This is a genomic window from Leptospira saintgironsiae, from assembly GCF_002811765.1.
GTDB classification, from domain to species: domain Bacteria; phylum Spirochaetota; class Leptospiria; order Leptospirales; family Leptospiraceae; genus Leptospira_B; species Leptospira_B saintgironsiae.
Genome location: NZ_NPDR01000001.1, coordinates 787,488 through 808,936 on the forward strand (window position 1 = coordinate 787,488; position 21,449 = coordinate 808,936).

Here is a 21,449-nt window from a genome sequence, read left to right on the forward strand (position 1 = left end):
TACGAAATAATATCTTATACTCGATTTGTAAAGCTTGTATTTGCAGATCGTGATTTAGGTCTTCTTAAATACACTTAAGTTCAGTAACTCGGTTGCAATTTACAGTGGGTCCCAAATACTTAAGTTGAAACTGAATAGGGCATTAGAATGAAGGGAACCCAAGAAAAAAAAATGGATCTATATAATCCAACTGATGATCACCTTTCCTTGAGAGAAAATGTAAGTGCTTTCGCGAAAGAAAATCTGGATCTGCAGGCAAAGGATCATGACGACGAAGAATCCTTTAATAAGGATCTATTTCGTAGATTAGGAGCTGAATTAGGAATTTTCGGAGTTACTGTTCCTCAGGAAGACGGAGGAATGGGATTAGACCCAGTCGCAAGTGTGATCATACATGAGGAATTCTCCGCTTATGATCCTGGATTTACTCTATCATATTTAGCTCATGAAGTACTTTTCGTAAACAATTTCTATCATAGCGGCAATCCGTCCCAAAGAGCGAAATATATGCCTAAGGTTCTCTCGGGAGAATGGGTCGGCGGAATGGGAATGACCGAGCCTGGAGCGGGGACTGATGTTCTTGGAATGACAACCGTTGCCACTCGTAAGGGCGACAAATTCGTGTTAAACGGCAGAAAGCAGTTTATCACAAATGGTATCGTGGGCCAGGTATTTTTAGTATATGCAAAAACTAGCAAAGACTCTCGCAGGACCACTTCCTTCATTGTAGAAAGCTCATATCCTGGATTTAGTTTTGGCAAAAAAGAAGAGAAGATGGGAATGAGATCTTCTCCTACTACTCAATTGATTTTCGAGAACTTAGAAGTGCCTGCAGAAAATCTGATAGGTGCAGAAGACGGAGCCTTAACTCATATGATGAGAAACCTGGAGATTGAAAGAGTAACTCTCGCAGCCCAATCTTTAGGAATTGCTAAACGTTGTATTGATGTGATGTGCGAATATTCTATCCTTCATAGAGAAGCCTTTGATAAAAAACTGATAGAATTTGGGCAGATCCAAAGGTTGCTCGCAGAATCTTATGCAGATTACCTAGCCGCAAGAGCATTGGTATATGATGTTGCTTCTAAGATCCACCCTGAAAATCGTAACTCATTAGGAGCTGCTTCTGCAAAACTTGTATCTACCCAAATGGCAGAAAGAGTTTCCAGAAACGCAATCCAGGTCTTAGGCGGTTATGGTTATTGTAGAGAATATCCTGTAGAAAGATTGCATAGAGATGCGATCTTACTTTCTATAGGTGGTGGAACGAACGAAGCAATGCAAAAGAATATAGCTGCTGACTTGAAGAAGTTATACACAAGCTCCGGACTGTAATAGAATATCCGGGAGCAGTCAGGTCGTTCTTTTAGAAAGATGGCGGGCTTTATAAGCTCGCCTCGTAAAGTTCTTCCCGTATAAGAGCCCTTTAATAAGTTCTGTCTGCAAGGGCATATAGTGTCCAGGGGATGCAGGATTTCATGAGAAAAAAAGGGCCTAGTACGGTCGTTTTAAACAAAAATAAAAAGAATCTATTCTTAACGGTTTTATTCATTTGTTCGGTTTTCTATCTTATAGATTGTTCTGCCGGCCAAGGCCAGGGAGATCATTCAGTATTCGGAAGAAAGGCTTCTTTAACTAGAGAAGGCCTACAACTTGCGGCAATCGATACTCCTCCTGCAGATCGTCATCTTCATGCAGAACATTATCCTTCTTCCAATGAACGAAGATTGGACCTATTTAAATCCAGAGTAGTGGGTTTAGGTGGCGGGTATATGGGAGTCGGGACTGATCAGAACTTAACTTTGATCGCTTGGGCAAGAAGTGAATTCGCTTATCTTTTCGATTTTGATCCGGTAACAGTTTCTATTAATCGACTTCATCTTCACTTTTTAGAAATTTCTCCTACTTATCCTGAATTTGAAAAACTATGGGATCCTAAAAATAAGGATACTGTTCTTCCTATCATTGAAAAAAGATTTTCGAATGATCCAGAATATCAAGTAATTCTAAAGTCTTATCAAATCGCTCTTAGAAAGGGAGCGGTTCCTCAACGTTTAGGAGATTTACATAAGATCTCTAAAGTGTATCCTCAATTTACTTCTTTCCATAACGATACAAAGGATTATGATCATTTAAGAAATCTGATATTAGATGGAAAAATAATCGCGATCGACGGGAATTTATTGGGAGACAAGACCATAAATTCAATTTCCGAAAAAGCAAAAGAACTAGAGATCCCAATCCGTATTTTATACACTTCTAATGCAGAAGAATATTTTAGATATCCGGAAGGGATGAGAAAGAACTTCCTAAATTTGTACGGAGATTCTAAAACAATAGTGATCCGCACTGTTACAAAAGGTGCTAAGGTATACGGATTTCCAGACGGAGAGATGTTCCCAAGAGAATTTCCTTTCCATTATAATATCCAATCTTTGGATAACCTAAAAACTTGGCTGAACAAAGAAAATGTTCTATATACAACGATACTTCTTCGTAATCGTAAACCGATCGAAAAAGGATTCTCTTTGATCGAAGCCCTCCCTCCGGAACCTAAAAAATGATCCGAAGCTGTATCTTTTGTTTTGGGATTGCATTTTTTGCGATCCCTTGTTCTTCTCAGAACGTTAAGACAGGTTCTTCGACTGATGCAGTTAGAATTGTAGCAGTTGGAGATATCATGTCTCACCAAACTCAGATTGATACAGCCTACGATAAAGAATGTGACTGCTGGAAATTCGATGAGGTATTCCAAGAAGTATCTTCCATGATCTCTGAAGCGGATCTTGCAGTTGGAAATTTGGAAACCACTCTTCCGGGAGACCCAAAACAATATACTGGTTATCCTCAGTTCGGAGCTCCTGATTCTCTTGCAAAAGCAATTAAGGATATCGGCTTCGATGTGTTGTCTACTGCAAATAACCATTCCTGTGACAAAGGGAAGTTGGGAGTTACGAGAACTCTTTCCGTATTAGACCAGTTAGGTCTGAAACATTTGGGTACTTACAAAGACAAAGAAGAATATGAAAAAAATAGAATATTGTTCGTTTCTGTAGGAAATCTGAATCTTGCATTTTTAGATTATACTTATGGAACTAATGGTTTGGAAATCCCTGCTGGAACAGTAGTCAATCTAATTGATAAAGACCAGATCGCTTCTGATATAACTCTGGCGAAAAAATCCAAACCGGATGCAATTATCGTAATGTATCATTACGGAACAGAATATCTGCACCAACCAGATCCTTTCCAAGTGGAAATGGTGGATCATGCGTTTTCTTCCGGAGCAGATATAGTTTTGGGGGGGCATCCTCATACTCTCCAAAAGTTCGGTAAAAAGACGATTAAGGATAAATTTGGGATCTCAAAAGAAAGATTTTATATTTATTCTTTGGGTAATTTTATCTCCGGACAAGACAGACGTTATGTAGATGGAGGATTGATCCTCAAATTTTCCTTATCTAAGGAAAATGATAAATTAAATATTTTTGATATAGCTTATGAGCCAGTTTGGGTATATATAGACAGAACTGGATCCAGAACTCAGTTCAGATTATTGCCTGTTAAAAAATATTTAAACAATGACCAGGAAAGAAAACTTCCTGAAACTTCTTACCAAAGAATGAAACAATTCTATAAAGATACTGTAGATCTACTCGGCCCTTAATTGCAGTCGTGAGTTGCCGATTGAACTTAGGTCGGCGAAAAATTCGGTGTCTTCTTCTTATCTTTTCTTTGTTGCTTTATATAAAAAAGGTTCACTCATGAAGTATTTTCCTGTCTAAGATCCGAGGCAAGAAATGAACCTATTATTTACCGAATATACATTAGGAAAGAATAAGCTAAAAAACAGAACCGTTATGGCTCCTATGACCAGATCCAGAGCGATCGGAAATATTCCGAACGATTTGATGGCCGAATATTATTCCCAAAGAGCAGGCGCTGGTCTTTTGATTACAGAAGGTGTTTCTCCTTCTCCAAACGGTTTAGGATACGCAAGGATCCCAGGAATTTTTTCAGAAGAGCAAGTTCAGGGTTGGAAGAAGGTTACGGATGCAGTGCATACAAACCAAGGTAGAATATTTGTGCAGCTCATGCATTCAGGAAGAGTAGGGAATCATCTTAATCTTCCTAAGGGCGCAGAATTAGTAGGGCCTTCTGCGATTGGATTGAAAGGAACAGTTTGGACAGATGCAGAAGGAAACCAACCTTATTCTGCTCCGAGGGAAATGACTTCCAAAGATATCCAAGTTGCGATCCGAGAATATGTAATTGCTTCAGAGAACGCAATCAAAGCTGGTTTTGATGGAGTGGAACTTCATGGCGCTAATGGATATTTTATAGAACAATTCTTACATCCAAGTGCAAATCATAGAACCGACGAATACGGCGGAGATTGGAAAAAAAGAAATAAATTCGCTGTAGAAGTTGCTACCGCTGTTGTAGAAGCGATCGGTGCAGATAAAGTAGCAATCAGACTTTCTCCTTACGGCGTATTCAACGATTTAGAAATTCATAATGAAATAGAAGAACAATATAAAGACCTAGCTACATCTTTAGGAAAACTGGGACTCGTTTATATTCATATCGTGGATCATTCTTCTATGGGAGCTGTTAAGCCGACTGATTCTGTGGTTACTTCGATCAGAGAATCTTATAAATCCGGAAATCCAACCGGAGCTTATATTCTTTCAGGTGGATACGATGTTGATCGCGCGAATTCTGATCTAAAAGAAAAGAATGCAGATCTAATTGCGTTCGGCCGTAACTTTATTTCGAATCCAGATTTAGTGGAAAGATTGGAGAAAGGAATCCCTCTTACTGAGCCGGATGCTTCTACCTTCTATACTCCAGGAGAAAAAGGATATACTGATTATTCTGTAGCTTCTCTTTCTAAAGTTTAAGAAAGATCAAAATCCCGCCGTTTATATGAGCGGCGGGAACCAGAGAAGGTTAACAGGCGTCTCCTGCTCCTCTTAATAATAGCTGCAAGGTCCCATTCTTTAATTCGTATAAAGATTTAATAGAAGAGTCGTAGCCTATATCAGTAAATAATAATATAGGAACTGGATCTTCTTCTCTATAGATGACTCCGATCAAATGATAAGAACCTCCGTAAAATCCTAAATCTTCTGTAAGTTTTTCGGATTTTTCGTAAGAGATCAGAACTCTATCTGTCCCAAATTTACGTCCTAATAGATAAAGATATCTTCTTTCTGCGCCTTTTTTATGATAAGCGACCCTACCAGAGAGGAAGGTTTCCTTTTTACTATTTTTGAAAGAGTAAACTTCTTCCATTGTAGAATGAAGCCATTCTGTTTCAGGATATCCTCTTGCCTTCCAAGTAGTTTCCGCTAAGTTTTTGAAAAGAGTGTAATCAGGATCCGTTTTAGATAATTCTTGGAGTGGAATGGATTGTAGTCCTAGATCTGGAGAATATACCAACCAATCTTTTTTGGCTTTAATATCTCCTACAGGTTTTACTTTTAACGCAGGAAATTCTTGGCATCCATATGTAGTAGGCGCAGCCGCGGAAAAGGAGGGTCCCTTATCTCCTTCTAATAATGAAAAAGAAGGAAGAGAAGTATTCACACCACTTCTGAATTTATAATCAAATTCGTATTCGTCTTTTGCTTCTTGCCAACCTTTTGGGCTAAAGAATGCGAGTGGTACAAAGATTGGAAGATCTTTTGGATCATATCCGGACCACACAAATCCAATCAGTTTATATTCATCTAATGTGTCCGGTGGTGTAAGTCCTAAATATTTTCTAGAAACAAAACCTGTTCTACCATCTTCTGTTTTGATTTTGCTCCAATCGATTGGACCTTTTGTTTCGTCGGGGACGATTTTGACCTTACTTCCCCTGTTTAAGGTAAAGATGATCTTTCCGGTTTCAGGAGTTTCTCTAACGTTTAACACGCCTGATGTGATTAGAACATAGTGATATGGATCTGAGGTCTGAGCGACCAAAGAAAAATACAATGGAGGTAGAAGTAATACTAGTAAGATCCGGAATTTAAGCGCCATTGCAGCCACAGCATCGTTTTAAGATCCGGGCCCGCAAGAGCTTTTTAATCTTGGATCAGTCTTTCTATCGTTTTCTCGGATAGCTGCTTCATCTGAATATCTTTGCCGGAAAGGTTTTCGATCGATTTCCGGAAATTTTCAGGGTTCTTAAGCATTCCGACGGAGAGCACATTCTCGGATTCCACTTCGTATTTGCGGATAGAATCCATTAGTTGGTCCTTCTTCACTTGGACCTGTTCTCTCAATTGGTTTAGATCCTGATTTGGATTTTCTACCAATTCTCTGAACAAAGGAGTTTCGCCGAAAAGAATATTGATTAGATCATCTTTAGGCGTGCTCTTAGCTTCGCTCAGTACTCCGAGTTTCATTTGTTCTTTAGAAAGTTGTTCTTGGAGAGTCCCCAAGGTTTCTTGAACTTTCAAGTATCTAGAAGTCAAGCTGCTAGAAAACTCGGTTTTGTCGGCTGCGTTTTGGGCTTCCGAGGGTACTCCCGTCTTTCCTGGAACGGAAGATCTCTTGTCGCGGAGAAGTTTCTCTGCTGATGAGACTAGATTCGTAAGTTGAACGTCCATGTTCTTTACCCTCCTTTCGGCGTATCCGGCGACCCTTGGAAAAATCGGTAGATAAACCCGATTCTTCATTTTCCAAAGAGTTTATGTCGCATCTAAGCGGTTACTCCCTAGGCATATCTGTACTAAGTATCGGTCAAACTTTAGAGAACCAATGAATTTTTTTCAAAATATTCAGTTTTTTTACAAAAAAATCCGAGTAGGTTAGTTGGGCTTTTTAAGGTAAAAACAGCCTGTTCACCTTCTTCTCTTATACCCTTGGTCCCTTTGGAAACGTTGACAATCTCCAAATGAAATAAATTATTCACAATTTGTCTCGGAGAAGGTTTTTCGGGGATAAAAATTGAATAGGTTTACACGGAGTTGAACATGAAAAAAAAAACCGATATCTTTAAGGCAGTATCCATCTTTGCCTTGTATTTAAGTTTATTTTCTACGGGGGCGTTTGCAGAAGAGGATGATCATTACATCCAGCCAGACGACTATTTTGTTTCCAGAGAAGAATATAACGACCAAACTTATATCAACGTATATATCGCTAAGGAAATGACTCCCGCTTCTGCCACCAAAACAAAGGGAGAAGGGGAATTCCTACAAGTGACTGACGGTAAGAAGTATTGGACCAAAAACTTTTATATGACCCGTCTTGCTACAGACAAAGATCTGAAGTTGGGAGTAAAAGTGATCATGTTCGATATGGGAACAGAAGACGGATACAGAGCACCTGAATCCAAGGAAGAAGCTAGAACCGGTAGCTGGTTCATGGCGAAAATTACAGATACTTCTGATCTATTCAAAGGAATTATTACCGTTTCCGGAGGATATAAGATCCAAAAGAATAATATAAGAGTGATTGTACCGAAAGCGACTGTTACACCTAAGGGTGGAAAATAATATTTAAAAAACCGAATTCTCTTTTTATGAGAGAGTTTCGAAAGCCTCCTTCGGGAGGCTTTTTAATTTTAGGTCAGACTTTAAGTCTTTTATAAACTACGTAGAGTCCTGATAAGAATAACATTGGGGTGATCCAACTTGCTAGCCAGATCGGAATTACTTCATTTTCTCCCAAAGATTTGAAAGAAGGGTCCATGACCATATAAAGAAGTGCTACTCCGATACTCACACCAAGAGAAGATACAATCGCCATTCTTTTTGTAAAAAATCCACTGGCGCATCCTACCAAAGTTAAGACTACAATTAGCAAAGGTTCCGCAAATAATGTATGTTTTGCTATATCTACATCTCCGTAAGATAAACCTTTGCGCATACGGTTCTCTTTCTCTTCCGAAAGTTCAAAGAAGTTCATTTCTTCTACAGAACCTTTTAACTTTTTGAAATAGTCTGGCTTTTCAGGAAGAGTGTATTCCTTCTCCGCAAATTTTTGTACAGAAACAACTTGTAGTTCGTCGTCAAATTTGGTCTCTTCTACACTTTTTAAGACCCAAACTTCTTTTTTGTAATCGAACTTTGCTCTTTGTGCTACTAAAAGATAATCAGGAGTTTGTTCCTGAGTCAGGCAGATATAATTGAATCCACCTTTGATCTCTTCTTCTTTCGTATCATAATAATAAATATAATAAAAACCTTCTTGGCCCTTGAAATGTTTTTGGTAGACCACTCCCACTAAAGTGTTTTGGTCTCCTTCCTTTAACATTTTATGTTCTTCGTTTGCTCTAGCGTTTAATGGAGCTACAACGGTTTGTTTTAAGAAAAATGCGGCAAACCAAAGTACACAACTGAATGCCACGATTGGAGTCACAATCCTTCTGAAAGAGATCCCTGCTGCCATCATTGCCACTAATTCTTTGTTTGCAGAGAACTGACCCACAGTGAAAGACACAGAGAATAGTATAGCGATGTTCATGATGTACTGGATGAGCATCTGAGGGAGTCGGAAGAGTATAAAAAGCCAGCCATGGATCTTTCCCCCTTTGGAGGAAGCCAAGTCTCCTTTGATGTCGCTGTAGGAGGACATGAGGGCTAAAAATCCTAATGTGACCAAAGCCCCGACAAATATTTTTACGAACTCTGAGAATACATACTTATCCAAGATCCTAGGAGGGAAAAATTCCTCCTTAATTCGATGGACCCATTCTTTGGGGCGGATTTCGGGAAGACTGAATTGCATTCCGAATCCATCATCAAAAGGTCGAGCGATTCCTACGAACCATTTATTTGGGTTGACGATCTTGGCTCTTAAGGGAAGATTTCTCGGTCACAGGAGGAGATCATGAAAAAAAGCGCCATTACGCTCGCAATACTCGCCACTCTTATTTTTACCGTTTCGGTTTCTGCCGAAAAGAGTACGGAAGATCATATTAAGGCACTTTCCAGCGGATCCGATCAGGAAAAAATCGAAGCTTCCCGTTATTTGGGAGATAAAAAAGAAAAATCCGCAATTCCAGAATTGATCAACCTTCTAAACCGTTCCAACGATCCGAAAGTTGCAGTTCCTGCAGGGATTGCTTTGGGCCAAATCGGAGAAGCTGGTGATACTACAATCGCTTTGAAAAATAAAGTGATCAGCTCTGATAACGGAGACATCGTTTACACTGCTCTAGTTTCTATCCTAAACATCGTGATCAAAAATGAGAAGGCAGAAGACGCAGCGAAAGAAGCTCTTGAGTTTGCGGATAAAAACCGTAGATCAGATGAGTTTGTTTCCGACTTCTTAAACGTTCTCACTAAAAAGCTGAAGGGTTAATCCTTTTCGGTGTTGAGTCCGGAAGAACTGAGTCGCTATTCCAGGAATATTCTTCTAAACGAAGTTAAGCGTGCAGGTCAGGAAAAACTCAAAAAATCCGTAGTAACGGTAATCGGAGCCGGGGGTCTTGGATCTCCGGCTTTGTTGTATTTAGGGGCAGCCGGAGTAGGAAATATCCGGATCATAGACTCTGATATCGTCGAAACCACAAATCTACAAAGACAAATCATATTCAAACATTCTGATATAGGAAAATCCAAATCAGAAACTTCTTCCGAAAACCTTAGATCTTTAAACCCTTTTATAAATGTAGAAGGTATACATACCAGGCTAAACAAGGAAAATGCCAAAGATTTGCTGAGCGGATCGGATTTTGTGTTAGAAGGTTCTGATAATTTTGATACTAAGTTTTTAGTGAATGATATTTGTGTAAGTGAGAAGATCTCTTTTATCACGGCAGGTGTTCTACGTTTTGAAGGAATGGTGATGGGAGTTCGTCCTGGAAAAGACGCATGTTTTAGATGTGTGTATGAAAATCCCCCAGCTCCGGAACATGTGCCTTCTTGCGCAGATGCTGGAGTGATAGGTAGTATGGCCGGAATGATAGGAACCATCCAAGCCACAGAAAGTATTCAATTTTTATTAAGTGATTTTGAGAGAAATTCAGGATTATTCGGTAAAATTTTACAAGTAGATTCTAAATCTATGGAATTCAGGAATATCTCAACAGTCAGGCGCAAAGATTGTACTGTATGTGGTTCTCTTCACTGAGTTTCTTTTTTAGAGAAGTCTAAAGAATACCCTGCTCCTACATAAATCGCTTTCGCAATAGAATTGTTTGCGAGCCCTTGAGTCAAAGATTGAATTAAAATGGAAGTTACGTAAGCAGAAACCGGATCTCCACTTAAATTCAGATCTCCTCCATAACTTTCCATTTTGTAGGATAATTTGGAATATTGAAATCCGGTCCAAAAGAAGACTGAACTTTTCCAATGGTAGATCAATTTTCCAGAAAGGTTTAAACCATCCACTTTCCATTCGTTATTAACTGCGGTCCTATTTTCGAATGCTCCCCCCAGCAGGAACGCGATTTGATCTCTTGTGAAGATCGAATTTCCATGTAAAAATTGTCTTTGTAATTCAAAGCGAGTTTCCCATTTTTCATTCCATTTGGAATCGATTGACAGACCGACTGACGGGCCGCTTAAGTAATCGCTGAAACTTGTTCCATATCGGATTGCCCAATCCACACTGCTGGAATTGTTCGGATCTTTAGGAGAAATATCGTAAGTAGAATTATCCTTTCCGGTCTGCCATATTTTATAATAACCTAGTATAGGTCTAATTTCGAAAAGGGAATGCTTATATACCGAATAAGAAATTTGAGCATTTATCTGTTTGTAGCTGATCGTATGCAAAGGAGCCTGAGCGGTAAATGCTCCTTGGCTCACCACATTTGAAGAAAGATCCGGATAGACTATATATCCAACGCTAGTCGTAGATTCCAAAGAATTCATATGTGATCCGCCGATATCTCCTACGAAACGTTTCCAAGAATATCTGAGATTGATCGTTTTTGCGTCCGAATCCTTACGAGTTGGAGCGCTATTAAAAAATCCTCCGTTGCCTCCTAGTACGGTTGCGTATCCCTCTACTCCTCGATGAAAATTCGAGACCTGGCTTTCATATTGGCTTCTGCCTATACCTGCAAGTATTTCTAGTTTATGAAATTCTGCAATCGGGGAAGGTTGAGTTTCTAATTTAGGCTTTTCTTCGGTTACGATTTGTTTATTTTCTTCTTCTTGTTTTAATTTGGCTTCCTGTTCTTGTTTAAGCTTTGCCTCTTGTTCTTGTTTTAACTTAGCTTCCTGTTCTTGTTTAAGCTTTGCCTCTTGTTCTTGTTTAAGCTTTGCCTCTTGTTCTTGTTTAAGCTTTGCCTCTTGTTCTTGTTTTAACTTAGCTTCTTGTTCTTGTTTAAGCTTTGCCTCTTGTTCTTGTTTTAACTTAGCTTCTTGTTCTTGTTTAAGCTTCGCCTCTTGTTCTTGTTTTAACTTAGCTTCCCGTTCTCGCCTTAACTTAGTTTCCCGTTCTTGTTTTAGTTTTGCTTCTCGCTCTCGTTTTAATTTAGCTTCCTGTTCTTGCTTTAGTCTCGCTTCTAATTCCTGCCTTTGTTTTTTATATTCTGCCTCGGCATTTTTAAAAATGATTCTTTTGATAGAGTGTTTTAGTATTTCTTCTTCTTTTCCTTCTTCGTCCCTGAATTTGATTTTGTCAGCGCTTTGATGAAGAACTTCTCCTTTGAGAATCCTTCCATCTTTCATATACACGTATTGTGTTTCTGAAAAAATATTTATTGGAATGAGGACGAGTAGGCTTAAAACGAAAATTCGTTTCAAATAAATCATATCAGAGAAATTGGACGATTTTATTTGTTAAAGTCGTACGAGTAAGTAGCCCCGATTTGGATTGTGGTAGATTTTGTTTCTTTGAGTGCGCCCGGGCCGATAAGAGATTCGAAAAGTAATTTTCCTAGTGCATAACTCTCAGGATCTACTCCGGAAGAATCTCCATTGCCCACGCTCAAAGCGGTCTCTGACATAGTATAAGTCCAACTCATACTATTTAGTCCCATCCAAAAGCTGACTCCATATTTCCAAGGGTACAAAAATTTTAGATCTAAAATCACTCCTTTTGCGACCCATTTATTGTACACGTCTATATCTTCTGCCTGGCCTTGACCGCTTACAGGTGCATAAGCATTTAGTTGTCGATCGTAAGTTCCAAAACCTTTCATTTGTAGAATATGTAATCCGGTACGGATCTCGAACTTTTCGAATTTTACATCATACTGGATCCCGTAGGAAAAACCTTTTAGAACTTCTGCAATAGAAGTTGGAACAATTCCGAAATACTGATCACTAAACACAGGAGCAACTCCTGCCCCGAACGTTAAAGAATTTGAATTTTCCGTTTTTGTCCAGAATTGATGGTATCCTATCACTGGGCGAATATCGTATTTAGGATGTGGATAGACTGAATAAGAAAAATTTCCATAAACATGTTTCATAGAAACATCGTAATTGCCGTTGATTAATTTAGGGAAAGTGCCGCTACTTGGACCATCTACCCCGATAATCGTTTGGGTTGCAGTAGATGTTACGGAACTTGCACCCACTTCTCCTACAAATCTGTTCCAAGAGTATCGAATATCAAAAGATCTCGCTTTTCCACTTTTAGGTTTTGGTTCGATTGGATATTCGAATTTACCGCTGTCTTGGCCTAGGGTGCTGCCGACAGCGATTACATGATCATAAAAATTTGCATTTTGAAAGTTTACTGTTCCGGATCCTGTTCCTAAAAATATATCTAAACGATTTCGTTTTGATTCTTCGATCTGTTTTTTTCTTTTTTCTGCCTTCTCATCTAGGACGGCTTGCTTTTTAGAATCTTCTTCCTGTTGTTTTGCAATTTCTTCTGGAGTAAGGGTAGGAGGTCCAACAGGGGTTTTATCTTTAGGTTCCGGAGTCTTTGCTTCTTTGAATGCTACTCTTTTGATATCTTGTTTTGAAATTTCTTTTGTGGAACCATCAGGTAATTTGATCACCATCTTGAATGCAGTTTGGGAAATGATCTCTGCGTTGATCACTCTTCCATCTTTCATATAGATGACTTGATCGTTTGCATGGACAGAAGTTAGGGAGAAGATCATACATCCGAAGAAGATTGCCGCTTTGATGTTATTTTTTAGTCTTCTCATTTCCTATCTAGGTCTCACTCAGTTTTGAATTCTGGGAAAGAATCCTTGGACTGAAAGTAGGATTCAAGCAATAAATTGACATCCCTGAAAACTAAAGGCGGCTATCGTATAACAAATACTACATTCGTGAAAATATACTTCGGTTAATAATTTTCCTCCGGTCCGAAGTTTAGAGTTTTGGAGACTCCAAATTGTATGGAAGTTGCTCTAGTTGTAGCATTTATAGTTTGGGCTAGGAGTTTCTGGCCTAGATTCCAACTTATAAGTTCAGACAAAGTAGGAGTATCGGAATCCAATGAAAGTGTGATCGGAAAATTTCCATCTTGAAGAGAATAACTCCATTGGTAAGAATCATATTTGATAAAAAATCCAATCCCCATTTTCCAAAAATAACTTAGCTTTAATGAAGCGTGAGTTCCTTTGGCCTTCCAATCGAAACTGTAATCTGCAGGTAATACAAATAGAACGTTAGGAGGACTTAAAGAAACCGCTGTATAATCTTGATGGATGGACTGAGAACCTTTCATGGTTAAGGATTCAAATTCAGGTCTTATTTCGAATTTAGATCCAAACAAATACGCAAAGCCTAACCCGACAGAAGTTCCACTTAAACTTTCAGAAGCTTGGAAATTGGATTTTCCAGCTACACTATCCGCCTGAAAGACCTGTGAATTCGAGTCCTTTGTCCTATTCCAAGTTCGTATATAACCTACACTCGGATACAATTCGAAATTTGATTTGGAAAATGCAGAATATGATCCTTTTAAAAAAGCTACCTTCATCTGTTCCGGATAAGATCCATAAACTATAATCGCTTCTGCCTCAGGACCTATATTTTTCGAACTTGTAGAAGTATTAGTTTCCATTCCTCCAGCTTCTACGGAGAATTTTTTAAACTTATAATTGATCCCTGCAGATACGGATGTACCTGCAGTGCGGTTTGGGCTTCCTGCTAAATAGAAAGGAGTCGCGTCTATGATTAAACTTCTGATGTTTTGGTATTTATAATAAAAGTCTATGGTTTGAGGGGAGAAGGTCCCATTTCCAGCCGCCAAATAGAAATCTATATAATGTCTTTCTAATGGACTTCGGACCACTCTTTTAGCTTCTTTCTGGACCGGAGGAGGGGAGACAATTTCGGGTTCTTGTTTTTTGGGCTCCTGTTTTTCTACAGGGACTATGGGAGGTTCTGTCTTTTTAGGGTCTTCTTTTTGAGGTTCTCTATAAGAAATCCTGAGTATAGTCTCCTTTTGGATACGTCTTGTTTCCCCGTTTTGTAATTTCAGATCTATAAAGGTCGCCGTTTGGTTGATGACATCTCCATGTAATATTTGGCCGTTACGCAAATATACAGTTTGGGGTTCGGCAAATAGAACTACAGGTAGAAATAATAAAACTAGAAACAAAATTTTGGATTTCATTCAACCTTCTTCAAAAATCGTTTAAGATTTTAGTAAAAAATTTATTTCTATTCACTATATTCTTACCTATATCAAGGGAAGAGTAAAGAATCATACTATTTTTTAGGAAAAGAAAAAGTCTTTTTATTTGTTTAGATGAAGTTACGAATGGAACTTATCAGTTTAGATTCATTTTCCAGAACGGTTTCTAATCTGAGATAAAACCAGTTGGAAAAATCCATGTCATTTTTAATAAGCGAAGTGATCTTCACTCCATCTTTTTCTGTACAGATAATGTAATCTTGGCCAGAAGATTTTTCTGAGATCTGAATGAGATCTCCTTTTGTATAAGAATAATGATCTGGATATGATTTAGTTTTTAGCTCGAATAAATTTTGATCTTTTAAGGAAGAATAAAACGATTCTGGGTTTCCCAAACCTGCAAAGCCGAACACTGATTTTCCTGTTAATTCTTTAATAGAAACTTCGGATTCTCCTAAAGAAAGTGGAACAAGCTTTTGTGGGGAAAATCTAAATCTTAAAGTTTGAGAAGGTTTGTATTTTCCGATCCATTTCGAAAGTAAAACTTCCCATTCTCCAGAAAACTTAGATGCGATTAAAAAATTTGCTCTGGATACTGAACTGTAAGATTCTCTTAATAAACCAAAAGGAAGTACAAATTCCATTTTAGAAAGTTTTGTACAATCCAATAAGACTAGATCTAAATCTCTGTTTAAAGCGTGGTGCTGGAATCCATCATCTAATAATGCAAATACCTTTTGATCGGTTGGTATTTTGTTTTCTGATCTGAATTGCAGATAAGAGTCGTATCTATTACTTCCTACATACACTTCTGCAAAAGGAAGATTCTTTTTTAAAAGAAGAGGTTCATCTCCGACTTCGGTGGCGGAAGAATTTTCTATAACTCTTCTGGTTCCTTTTCCTGAGGAGCCGTATCCTCTGCTTAAGATCACGATTGGAATATTCGGAAAATTAGAATGAAGCAATTTTGCTAAGTGTAAAGTGAAAGGAGTTTTCCCTGTTCCGCCCACACTGAAATTTCCTACACTGATTGTTATAGAAGAAGGAAGAGTTCTTTTTTTCTTTAAGCTTCTATCTAAAAAAAATAAGATCTTATAGATCAGGCTAAGTAAAAATAGAATCGGAAAAAATAGGATCTTTCCAAAAGAAATCATCTTCTTTTCTTAAACCGGAGATTCAGCGAATTGCATCTCGTATAATTTCTTATACTTTCCATCTAGTCGGATCAGCTCTGAGTGAGATCCTGATTCTACTACCTTTCCACCTTCCATTGTGAAAATTGTGTCTGCGATCTGAACTGTAGAAAGTCTGTGAGCGATGATAATGACAGTTCTATTTTTGTATAAAGATTCAAGTGCTTGTTGAACTACTCTTTCTGATTCCGTATCTAAAGCAGAAGTTGCCTCGTCCAAAATAAGAATTTCAGGATTATTCAATAACGCTCTTGCGATGGAGATCCTTTGCCTTTGGCCTCCAGACAGCATCACTCCTCTTTCTCCCACTACTGTATCGAAACCGTCTTCGAAAGATAAGATAAAGTCAGTTGCAAATGCGAGTTCTGAAACTTCTCTCATTCTTTCTTCCGTAACATTTTCAGTTCCGTAGCATATATTCTCACGGATACTTCCGTTGAATAAGAATACTTGTTGGTTTACGATAGAGATTTTTTTTCTTAAGGAAGCCAGATCGAAATTTCTGAGATCTGTTCCGTCCCAGGTGATAGAGCCGAGGGTTGGGTCGATTAGTCTTGGTATTAGATCCACTAATGTGGATTTTCCTGCACCGGAAGAACCAACTAACGCAACTGTAGATCCTTTTTGGATAGAAAGATTCAGATCTAATAATGCGGAACTTTTTGCTCCAGGGTAACTGTATCCTACTGAATCAAATTTTAATTCTTTAGAAAGTCTTTTAGGAAAGATAGGGTTTGGAGGATTTTTAACATCCGTTTCACTATCCAACATTTCAAAAACTCTGGTTCCTGCTGCCACTGCACTTTGGATCGAGTTAGATAACATTCCCATTTGTTTGAATGGTCTTGTCAAAAACACCAAAGTTAAGAAGAAGATCATAAAATGACCTAAGGTTAATTTTTGGAGTTCGATCAAATAGGCGCCGAAAGCTAAAAATATTACGGCAACAATAGAGCTGGAAAGTTCGACCAAAGAAGGGCCAATCTGATGATAGAAATGTCCTTTGAAAGTTTTATCTGAAAGATCATTATTGATCTCCCAAAATCTCCCTGCTTCTGTTTTTTCCATGGAGAATGCGCGGATAACTCTGATGCCAGAGATCACTTCTTGTAAATGACCATTTAAGGAAGATAATCTTTCTTGTTGGTTGCGAGTCGCTTTTCTGATCCTATCTGCAAAAGAAGTTACTGGGCCCATGATCAGTGGAACTACAACTAAAACTGCGATGAACATTTCCCAACTTAAGACAAGAAGAATGAGCAAATGTATGACTATATAGAAAAAATCTACGATAGCATCTTTTAGATCTGAGCTGATGACTTTTGCCAAAACTTCTACATCGTTAACGATGCGGCTCATGAAGATCCCTGTCTTCTCTTGAACAAAATGATTGAGAGGAAGTTCTTGTGCCTTAGAATAAAGTTCTAAACGTAGATCTCGGACAGCTAGATAACCGCCTGAGTTGATGCAGTATACTGCACCTGTTAAGAACAAAAGTTTAGCTAGATAAATTGGAAATATGAATAAACAAAAAATTAAAACGAGCTGGTCTTTAGGAAAAGTGGTTAAATAAAAGTTAGTCTTGATCTTTATATCTGCGACTAGGGCTTCTATCTTTTGGATTGCTTCTAATTCTTTTCCTTCTTCCCTTTCTTTTAAAGCGATACTTTCTTTTTTGGTGAGTGTAATTTGAAAGTCAGCTTTTCCGCCTTTTCCAATCGCGTTAAAAATTGGAATAACGCTAGTAAGAGAGGCACCATTGAGTATGGATACAAAAAAGGATAGTACGATCCCGGTGATTAATCTGTATTTATACTTGAAGGAATACCCCAAGAGGCGTCTATAGACGTTCATAGGTCCGGAATGTTTTATCCTAGATTTCTAGACTCGGTCACTTCCCGATTTCAGGTCGGACCGAAACCGACTCTTACCTTTTCCCTGGCTTTCCTTCTTTTGTCCCTTCTTTTTTATGATTGTCGAAAAGCGGAAAGAAGTCCCGGAAAACTGGTATTTTCACTACCTTCTGATCCAATCTCTTTGGACCCGATCAGATCCACTGACTTATCTTCTAGAATTGTTCTCAAATATATCTACCCTAGACTTTTTGAAATAAATGGAGAAGGTACAATCCTTCCTTCTTTAGTAAGATCATATAATTTGGCAGAAGGTCCGTCATCCAAGATCAGAAGATTGATCTTGGAACTTCGCACTGATTCGAATTCGAATGTAGGAGCTCAAACAGTTTTAGGATCTTTAGAAAGATTAAGAAATACTCCTGGCCCAAGGAGAAGCACATATTCTTTTTTAAAAGGTGGAAAGGTTCTCTCCGATTCCAGTTTAGAAATTTATTTTGAAGGAGGCCTTAGAGAAACTTTAGAAAAACTTTCTTTGCCACAAGCTTGGATCTATTGCGGCCCACCTGAATCAACTTGTGGAAATTTCAAATTAGCAGAATGGAAAAGGAACAATCATCTTAGATTAGTTGCAAATCATCCCAATGATTTGGGTTCTGAGATATTGTTTAGAGTTCTTCCTCAAGCAAGCACTGGATTGTATTTATATTTCAAAGACGAATTGGATCTGATGAAATTGCCTGTTTTTCTTCTCAAAAATTCGTTAGTAAAAGAAGATCAGATCTCTGTTCGAAAAGGAGGCGGTGTTCAATACATAGCGATCAACGCAAAAGAACCTTGTTTCGATAAGAACTTTAGAAAAGCATTAAATTATTCAATAGATAAACGTACAATCATTCAGGTTTTATTAGAAGGAAAAGGAGAAGTCTCCGTAGGCCCATTTCCAAAATCAATTTCGGACACCTGGACTTCTTCCGAAGAAATTTATCCTTATGATCTTGCAAAAGCAAAAGAATTGCTTACTCAATCTGTTTGTTATCCTAAAATTTTAGAAAGAGAATTAGAATTTAGAATGAGAGGAGATGAGGAGAACCAAGCAAATGGTGCTGCAATCGTGCAAAACCTAAAAGAGTTAGGATTAAAAATTAAAACTCTCCCAATGGAGAAAGCTGCATTATATAAAGAGAATGGAGAAGGTAGGGGAGATCTAACATTACTATTTTGGTATGCAGATCTTCCTGGGCCATTTGCATTTTTAGATCCATTGTTTGCAGGAGACAGGTTTGGGAATGGAGGAAATCGCGCCTTCTACTCTAATCCTAAAATGGAAAAAATTTTCCAAGAGATCAGATCCACGGATAAAACGGATATAAGTCCTCAGATCAAAGAAGCATTTTCACTTTTATCTGAAGATGCTCCTTGGATCTTTTTATGGTCCCCTTATGAATTGTTTCTAGTCGGGGACCGCGTACCAAAAGATACTAATCGTCGTTCGGATCTTCCTTAGCTTCAGGAAGTTCTAATTCTACTGCGTCTTCTCCAGAAAGCGCTTCTTCAGTACCATTTGTAGAAGTCGCGCCCTCCGTTGCGGTAACTGTAGGAGTTGCCGCACCTCCACCAGGTTGGTCTCCCACATAATAATACTGTCCATAAAGTGGATGTTTACATTCTGCTTCGTTAGATAAAAGTCCGCCGGTCTCTGCGCAGATATCCACTTTCACATAATCTCCATTAAATGGAGTAATTAGACTATCACCAAATCCTAATGTTCTGGCTACATGAGAAACATATCTAAACCAAATAGAACCACTTGTCCCTGATCCGGAACCAGGGAAAGGTGCACCTAAATCGTTACCTACCCAAACTGCAGTGACTAAATTTGGATTCACACCCGCAAACCAAACGTCCCTTACACCTTTTCTGGAGCCCCAACGTTTTTGTGCTTCTTTAGGAGATTGAACTGTTCCTGTTTTTCCACCGAGTGGAAATTTTTCTCCTTCTTTTAATGCGATCTTGAGTGTACCTTCTTCAGAGACAACTGCTTCTAGTAAGTTTAAGGTCATGGCACAAGCAACAGGGTCTAAAATTTGTTCTGCTTCTTTTGGATCAGGTAGAAGGTTTACATAAAGTTCCGATCCTTCGAAGTCAGTAATCCTTAAGATCTCCACAGGTTTTACTTTTTTACCGTTATTTGCAATTGTTGCGTATACTGTTGCCAGCTCTTTAGGAGATAATTCTCCGGAGCCGAGTGCTAATGTAAGATTATGTTGGAACCTTCTGCTCAACTCTGAACTATCGAGATCCAAAATTTTTCCAAGAGTATGGATAAAATCACCAACGCCAATTTCATCCATGAACTTGACTGCAATTGTGTTTACAGACTGAGCAAATGCAGTTCTGGTTTGCATCGCTCCTCTATGGCCTTTGTACCAGTTTTTTGGGGCATAACCTCTGATCTTGATTGGCTCATCCACAACGATAGAAGTTGGAGTTGCGATCCTTTTTTCGAATGCCATCAGATATACAAGTCCCTTGATCACAGAACCTGGTTGTCTTACCGCAGAAACTGCACGGTTTAATCTAAATATATTAGAAATTTTGTAACTACCAACCATTGCTTCTACATATCCGTTTGTAGGATTAATGGAGATTAAACTTCCGTTCATGTTTTCAATGATCTTGTTTTGTTTGGAAGCTTCTTCTGTTTTGCCGGCTTTTAGATAATTAGCTTTATCTTCGGAAAGTTTTTTGCGAACTGCTTCGATTCCTTCTCTGAGAGAACGTTCTGCTGCTTCTTGTTTATCGTAATCCAATGTGGTATACACATTCATGCCGCGGCTTTCCAGATCGATCTCCGAAAAATTCTCGATCACGAATTGGCGGACACCAAAATTAAAGTCAGAAGCTAAGTTGATTGTAAAATCTTTATCAAATCCGTACTTTCCTATCTCGGAAGTGATGACTACTTTATCCTCTTCTTCCTTGGTTTCCTCTACCACATAGAATGATCTGAATTTGCGGATATTCGCATCTACCTTCTTCTCAAAATCTCTTTCAATAGATTTAGGATTTGGATGAAGGTTTTGGTTTTTGCCCATAACGGTCATCACCATCTTCTGTCTTTTGAGAGCTATCTTAGGATTCCTAACAGCATTATAGTTAGAAGGAGCCGGAATTGTTCCCACAAGAAGTGCCGCTTCTGCAGGAGTTAACTCGTATGCGGGTTTATTAAAATAATAACGGGAAGCTTCTTCTACTCCTGTGTTACCTTCTCCCAAGAAGATACGGTTTAGATACATAGCTAAGATCGTATTCTTATCGAATTTGCTCTCTAAATAGAATGTGCAGTAAAATTCGGTGAGTTTATTAAATACATTTCGAGCTCCTAAATCCAAAGTGAGCTTTGCTAACTGTTGGGTGAGAGTGGAACCACCTTGTTTTTGGAAAGTAGTTAGGTTTACTATGATCGCTCTAAGTAACGCAGTAAAATTTACACCATTATGTTCGTAAAAATCTCTGTCCTCGGAACTGAGTAGGGCCCATATTATATTTCCATGATTTGCTAAATTATCAGTGCGAATCGGTCTGAATTTTCTGCGAGAGAATTCTCCGATCAATTTTCCATTTTTATCCAAGATACGAATTGGTTTGATCTCATTTGGATCGTACGCATCTGAAACTTCTCTCTGGAAAGTTTCCAAATTACGGGCGACTTCTTCTTGTTTGGTGAGCCACACAACATAGGATCCTCCTATTAGAAATGAAAGGATTACGATCCCGGAAATTACCGAGACTTTGATAATGGATCTCCAGTTTGTTCTAGAATATTGGAGGAGTGCAGCTAAAATTCCAAGGATACGATCTTTGATGTTCATAAGGTCCGTCGGTAGGTTTTCCGCCG

Annotated in this window: 17 protein-coding genes; 8 read left to right on the forward strand and 9 right to left on the reverse strand. The window is 38.5% G+C overall.

Translation table 11 applies throughout. The features are described 5' to 3' along the window. The first annotated feature begins 147 nt into the window (after nt 1-147). The 4 genes from CH362_RS03655 (at nt 148) to CH362_RS03670 (ending at nt 4,904) form a co-directional block, all read left to right on the forward strand. Nucleotides 148-1,335, forward strand: a complete 1,188-nt coding sequence (locus CH362_RS03655) for an acyl-CoA dehydrogenase family protein (protein WP_100708962.1) — start codon at nt 148-150, stop codon at nt 1,333-1,335. 143 nt (nt 1,336-1,478) lie between these two features. Beyond that, on the forward strand, nt 1,479-2,564 hold the full coding sequence (locus CH362_RS03660; protein ID WP_100708963.1) for an LIC_10091 family lipoprotein: 1,086 nt from the start codon (nt 1,479-1,481) through the stop codon (nt 2,562-2,564). Beyond that, complete coding sequence (locus CH362_RS03665; protein ID WP_100708964.1) at nt 2,561-3,667, forward strand: CapA family protein; 1,107 nt, start codon at nt 2,561-2,563, stop codon at nt 3,665-3,667. The genes CH362_RS03660 and CH362_RS03665 overlap by 4 nt, the downstream gene beginning before the upstream one ends. Nucleotides 3,668-3,800: 133 nt before the next feature. Then, a complete protein-coding gene (locus CH362_RS03670) occupies nt 3,801-4,904 on the forward strand; it encodes an alkene reductase (protein ID WP_100708965.1) in 1,104 nt (367 codons plus the stop codon). A 49-nt stretch (nt 4,905-4,953) separates the two neighbouring features. On the opposite strand, the gene CH362_RS03675 is transcribed toward CH362_RS03670, so the two are convergent. Beyond that, on the reverse strand, nt 4,954-6,039 hold the full coding sequence (locus CH362_RS03675) for an SH3 domain-containing protein (RefSeq protein WP_100708966.1): 1,086 nt from the start codon (nt 6,037-6,039) through the stop codon (nt 4,954-4,956). Nucleotides 6,040-6,074: 35 nt separating this feature from the next. Continuing rightward, nucleotides 6,075-6,602, reverse strand: a complete 528-nt coding sequence (locus CH362_RS03680) for an LIC10415 family protein (protein WP_100708967.1) — start codon at nt 6,600-6,602, stop codon at nt 6,075-6,077. 366 nt (nt 6,603-6,968) lie between these two features. On the opposite strand from CH362_RS03680, the gene CH362_RS03685 reads away from it, so the two are divergent. Continuing rightward, nucleotides 6,969-7,493: a hypothetical protein gene (locus CH362_RS03685; protein ID WP_100708968.1), complete on the forward strand. Its 525-nt coding sequence runs from the start codon at nt 6,969-6,971 to the stop codon at nt 7,491-7,493. Between the two features lie 73 nt (nt 7,494-7,566). Here CH362_RS03685 and CH362_RS03690 read toward each other — a convergent pair whose 3' ends face one another. Beyond that, nucleotides 7,567-8,727 carry an LptF/LptG family permease gene (locus CH362_RS03690; protein WP_100708969.1) on the reverse strand — a complete coding sequence of 387 codons (1,161 nt, stop codon included), beginning with the start codon at nt 8,725-8,727 and terminating at the stop codon, nt 7,567-7,569. A gap of 102 nt (nt 8,728-8,829) precedes the next feature. Between CH362_RS03690 and CH362_RS03695 the strand changes: the two genes are divergently transcribed. Together CH362_RS03695 and CH362_RS03700 are read left to right on the forward strand one after the other, a co-directional pair. Further along, entirely contained in the window at nt 8,830-9,303 is a 474-nt protein-coding gene (locus tag CH362_RS03695) for a HEAT repeat domain-containing protein (protein ID WP_100708970.1), read from the forward strand. 9 nt (nt 9,304-9,312) lie between these two features. Further along, complete coding sequence (locus tag CH362_RS03700; RefSeq protein WP_100708971.1) at nt 9,313-10,074, forward strand: HesA/MoeB/ThiF family protein; 762 nt, start codon at nt 9,313-9,315, stop codon at nt 10,072-10,074. Here the strand turns inward: CH362_RS03700 and CH362_RS03705 are convergent. The 5 genes from CH362_RS03705 to CH362_RS03725 form a co-directional block, all read right to left on the reverse strand. Beyond that, on the reverse strand, nt 10,068-11,708 hold the full coding sequence (locus CH362_RS03705) for an LA_0442/LA_0875 N-terminal domain-containing protein (protein WP_425269010.1): 1,641 nt from the start codon (nt 11,706-11,708) through the stop codon (nt 10,068-10,070). The two genes, CH362_RS03700 and CH362_RS03705, sit on opposite strands and share 7 nt — an antisense overlap. Before the next feature lie 20 nt (nt 11,709-11,728). Continuing rightward, nucleotides 11,729-13,060 (reverse strand): LA_0442/LA_0875 N-terminal domain-containing protein, encoded by a 1,332-nt coding sequence (locus tag CH362_RS03710; protein ID WP_100708973.1) that lies wholly within the window; start codon nt 13,058-13,060, stop codon nt 11,729-11,731. A gap of 143 nt (nt 13,061-13,203) precedes the next feature. Further along, on the reverse strand, nt 13,204-14,481 hold the full coding sequence (locus CH362_RS03715; RefSeq protein WP_100708974.1) for an LA_0442/LA_0875 N-terminal domain-containing protein: 1,278 nt from the start codon (nt 14,479-14,481) through the stop codon (nt 13,204-13,206). 131 nt (nt 14,482-14,612) lie between these two features. Beyond that, a complete protein-coding gene (lpxK, locus tag CH362_RS03720; RefSeq protein ID WP_100708975.1) occupies nt 14,613-15,656 on the reverse strand; it encodes a tetraacyldisaccharide 4'-kinase in 1,044 nt (347 codons plus the stop codon). Between the two features lie 9 nt (nt 15,657-15,665). Then, nucleotides 15,666-17,549, reverse strand: coding sequence for an ABC transporter ATP-binding protein (locus CH362_RS03725; RefSeq protein ID WP_165780224.1), 1,884 nt, complete (start codon nt 17,547-17,549; stop codon nt 15,666-15,668). Nucleotides 17,550-17,558: 9 nt separating this feature from the next. On the opposite strand from CH362_RS03725, the gene CH362_RS03730 reads away from it, so the two are divergent. Then, on the forward strand, nt 17,559-19,055 hold the full coding sequence (locus tag CH362_RS03730) for an ABC transporter substrate-binding protein (protein WP_100708976.1): 1,497 nt from the start codon (nt 17,559-17,561) through the stop codon (nt 19,053-19,055). Here CH362_RS03730 and CH362_RS03735 read toward each other — a convergent pair. Beyond that, the gene (locus CH362_RS03735; protein WP_100708977.1) at nt 19,030-21,423 is read right to left on the reverse strand and encodes a transglycosylase domain-containing protein; all 2,394 of its coding nucleotides are present in this window, start codon (nt 21,421-21,423) and stop codon (nt 19,030-19,032) included. The genes CH362_RS03730 and CH362_RS03735 overlap by 26 nt on opposite strands. Between the last annotated feature and the right edge of the window lie 26 nt (nt 21,424-21,449).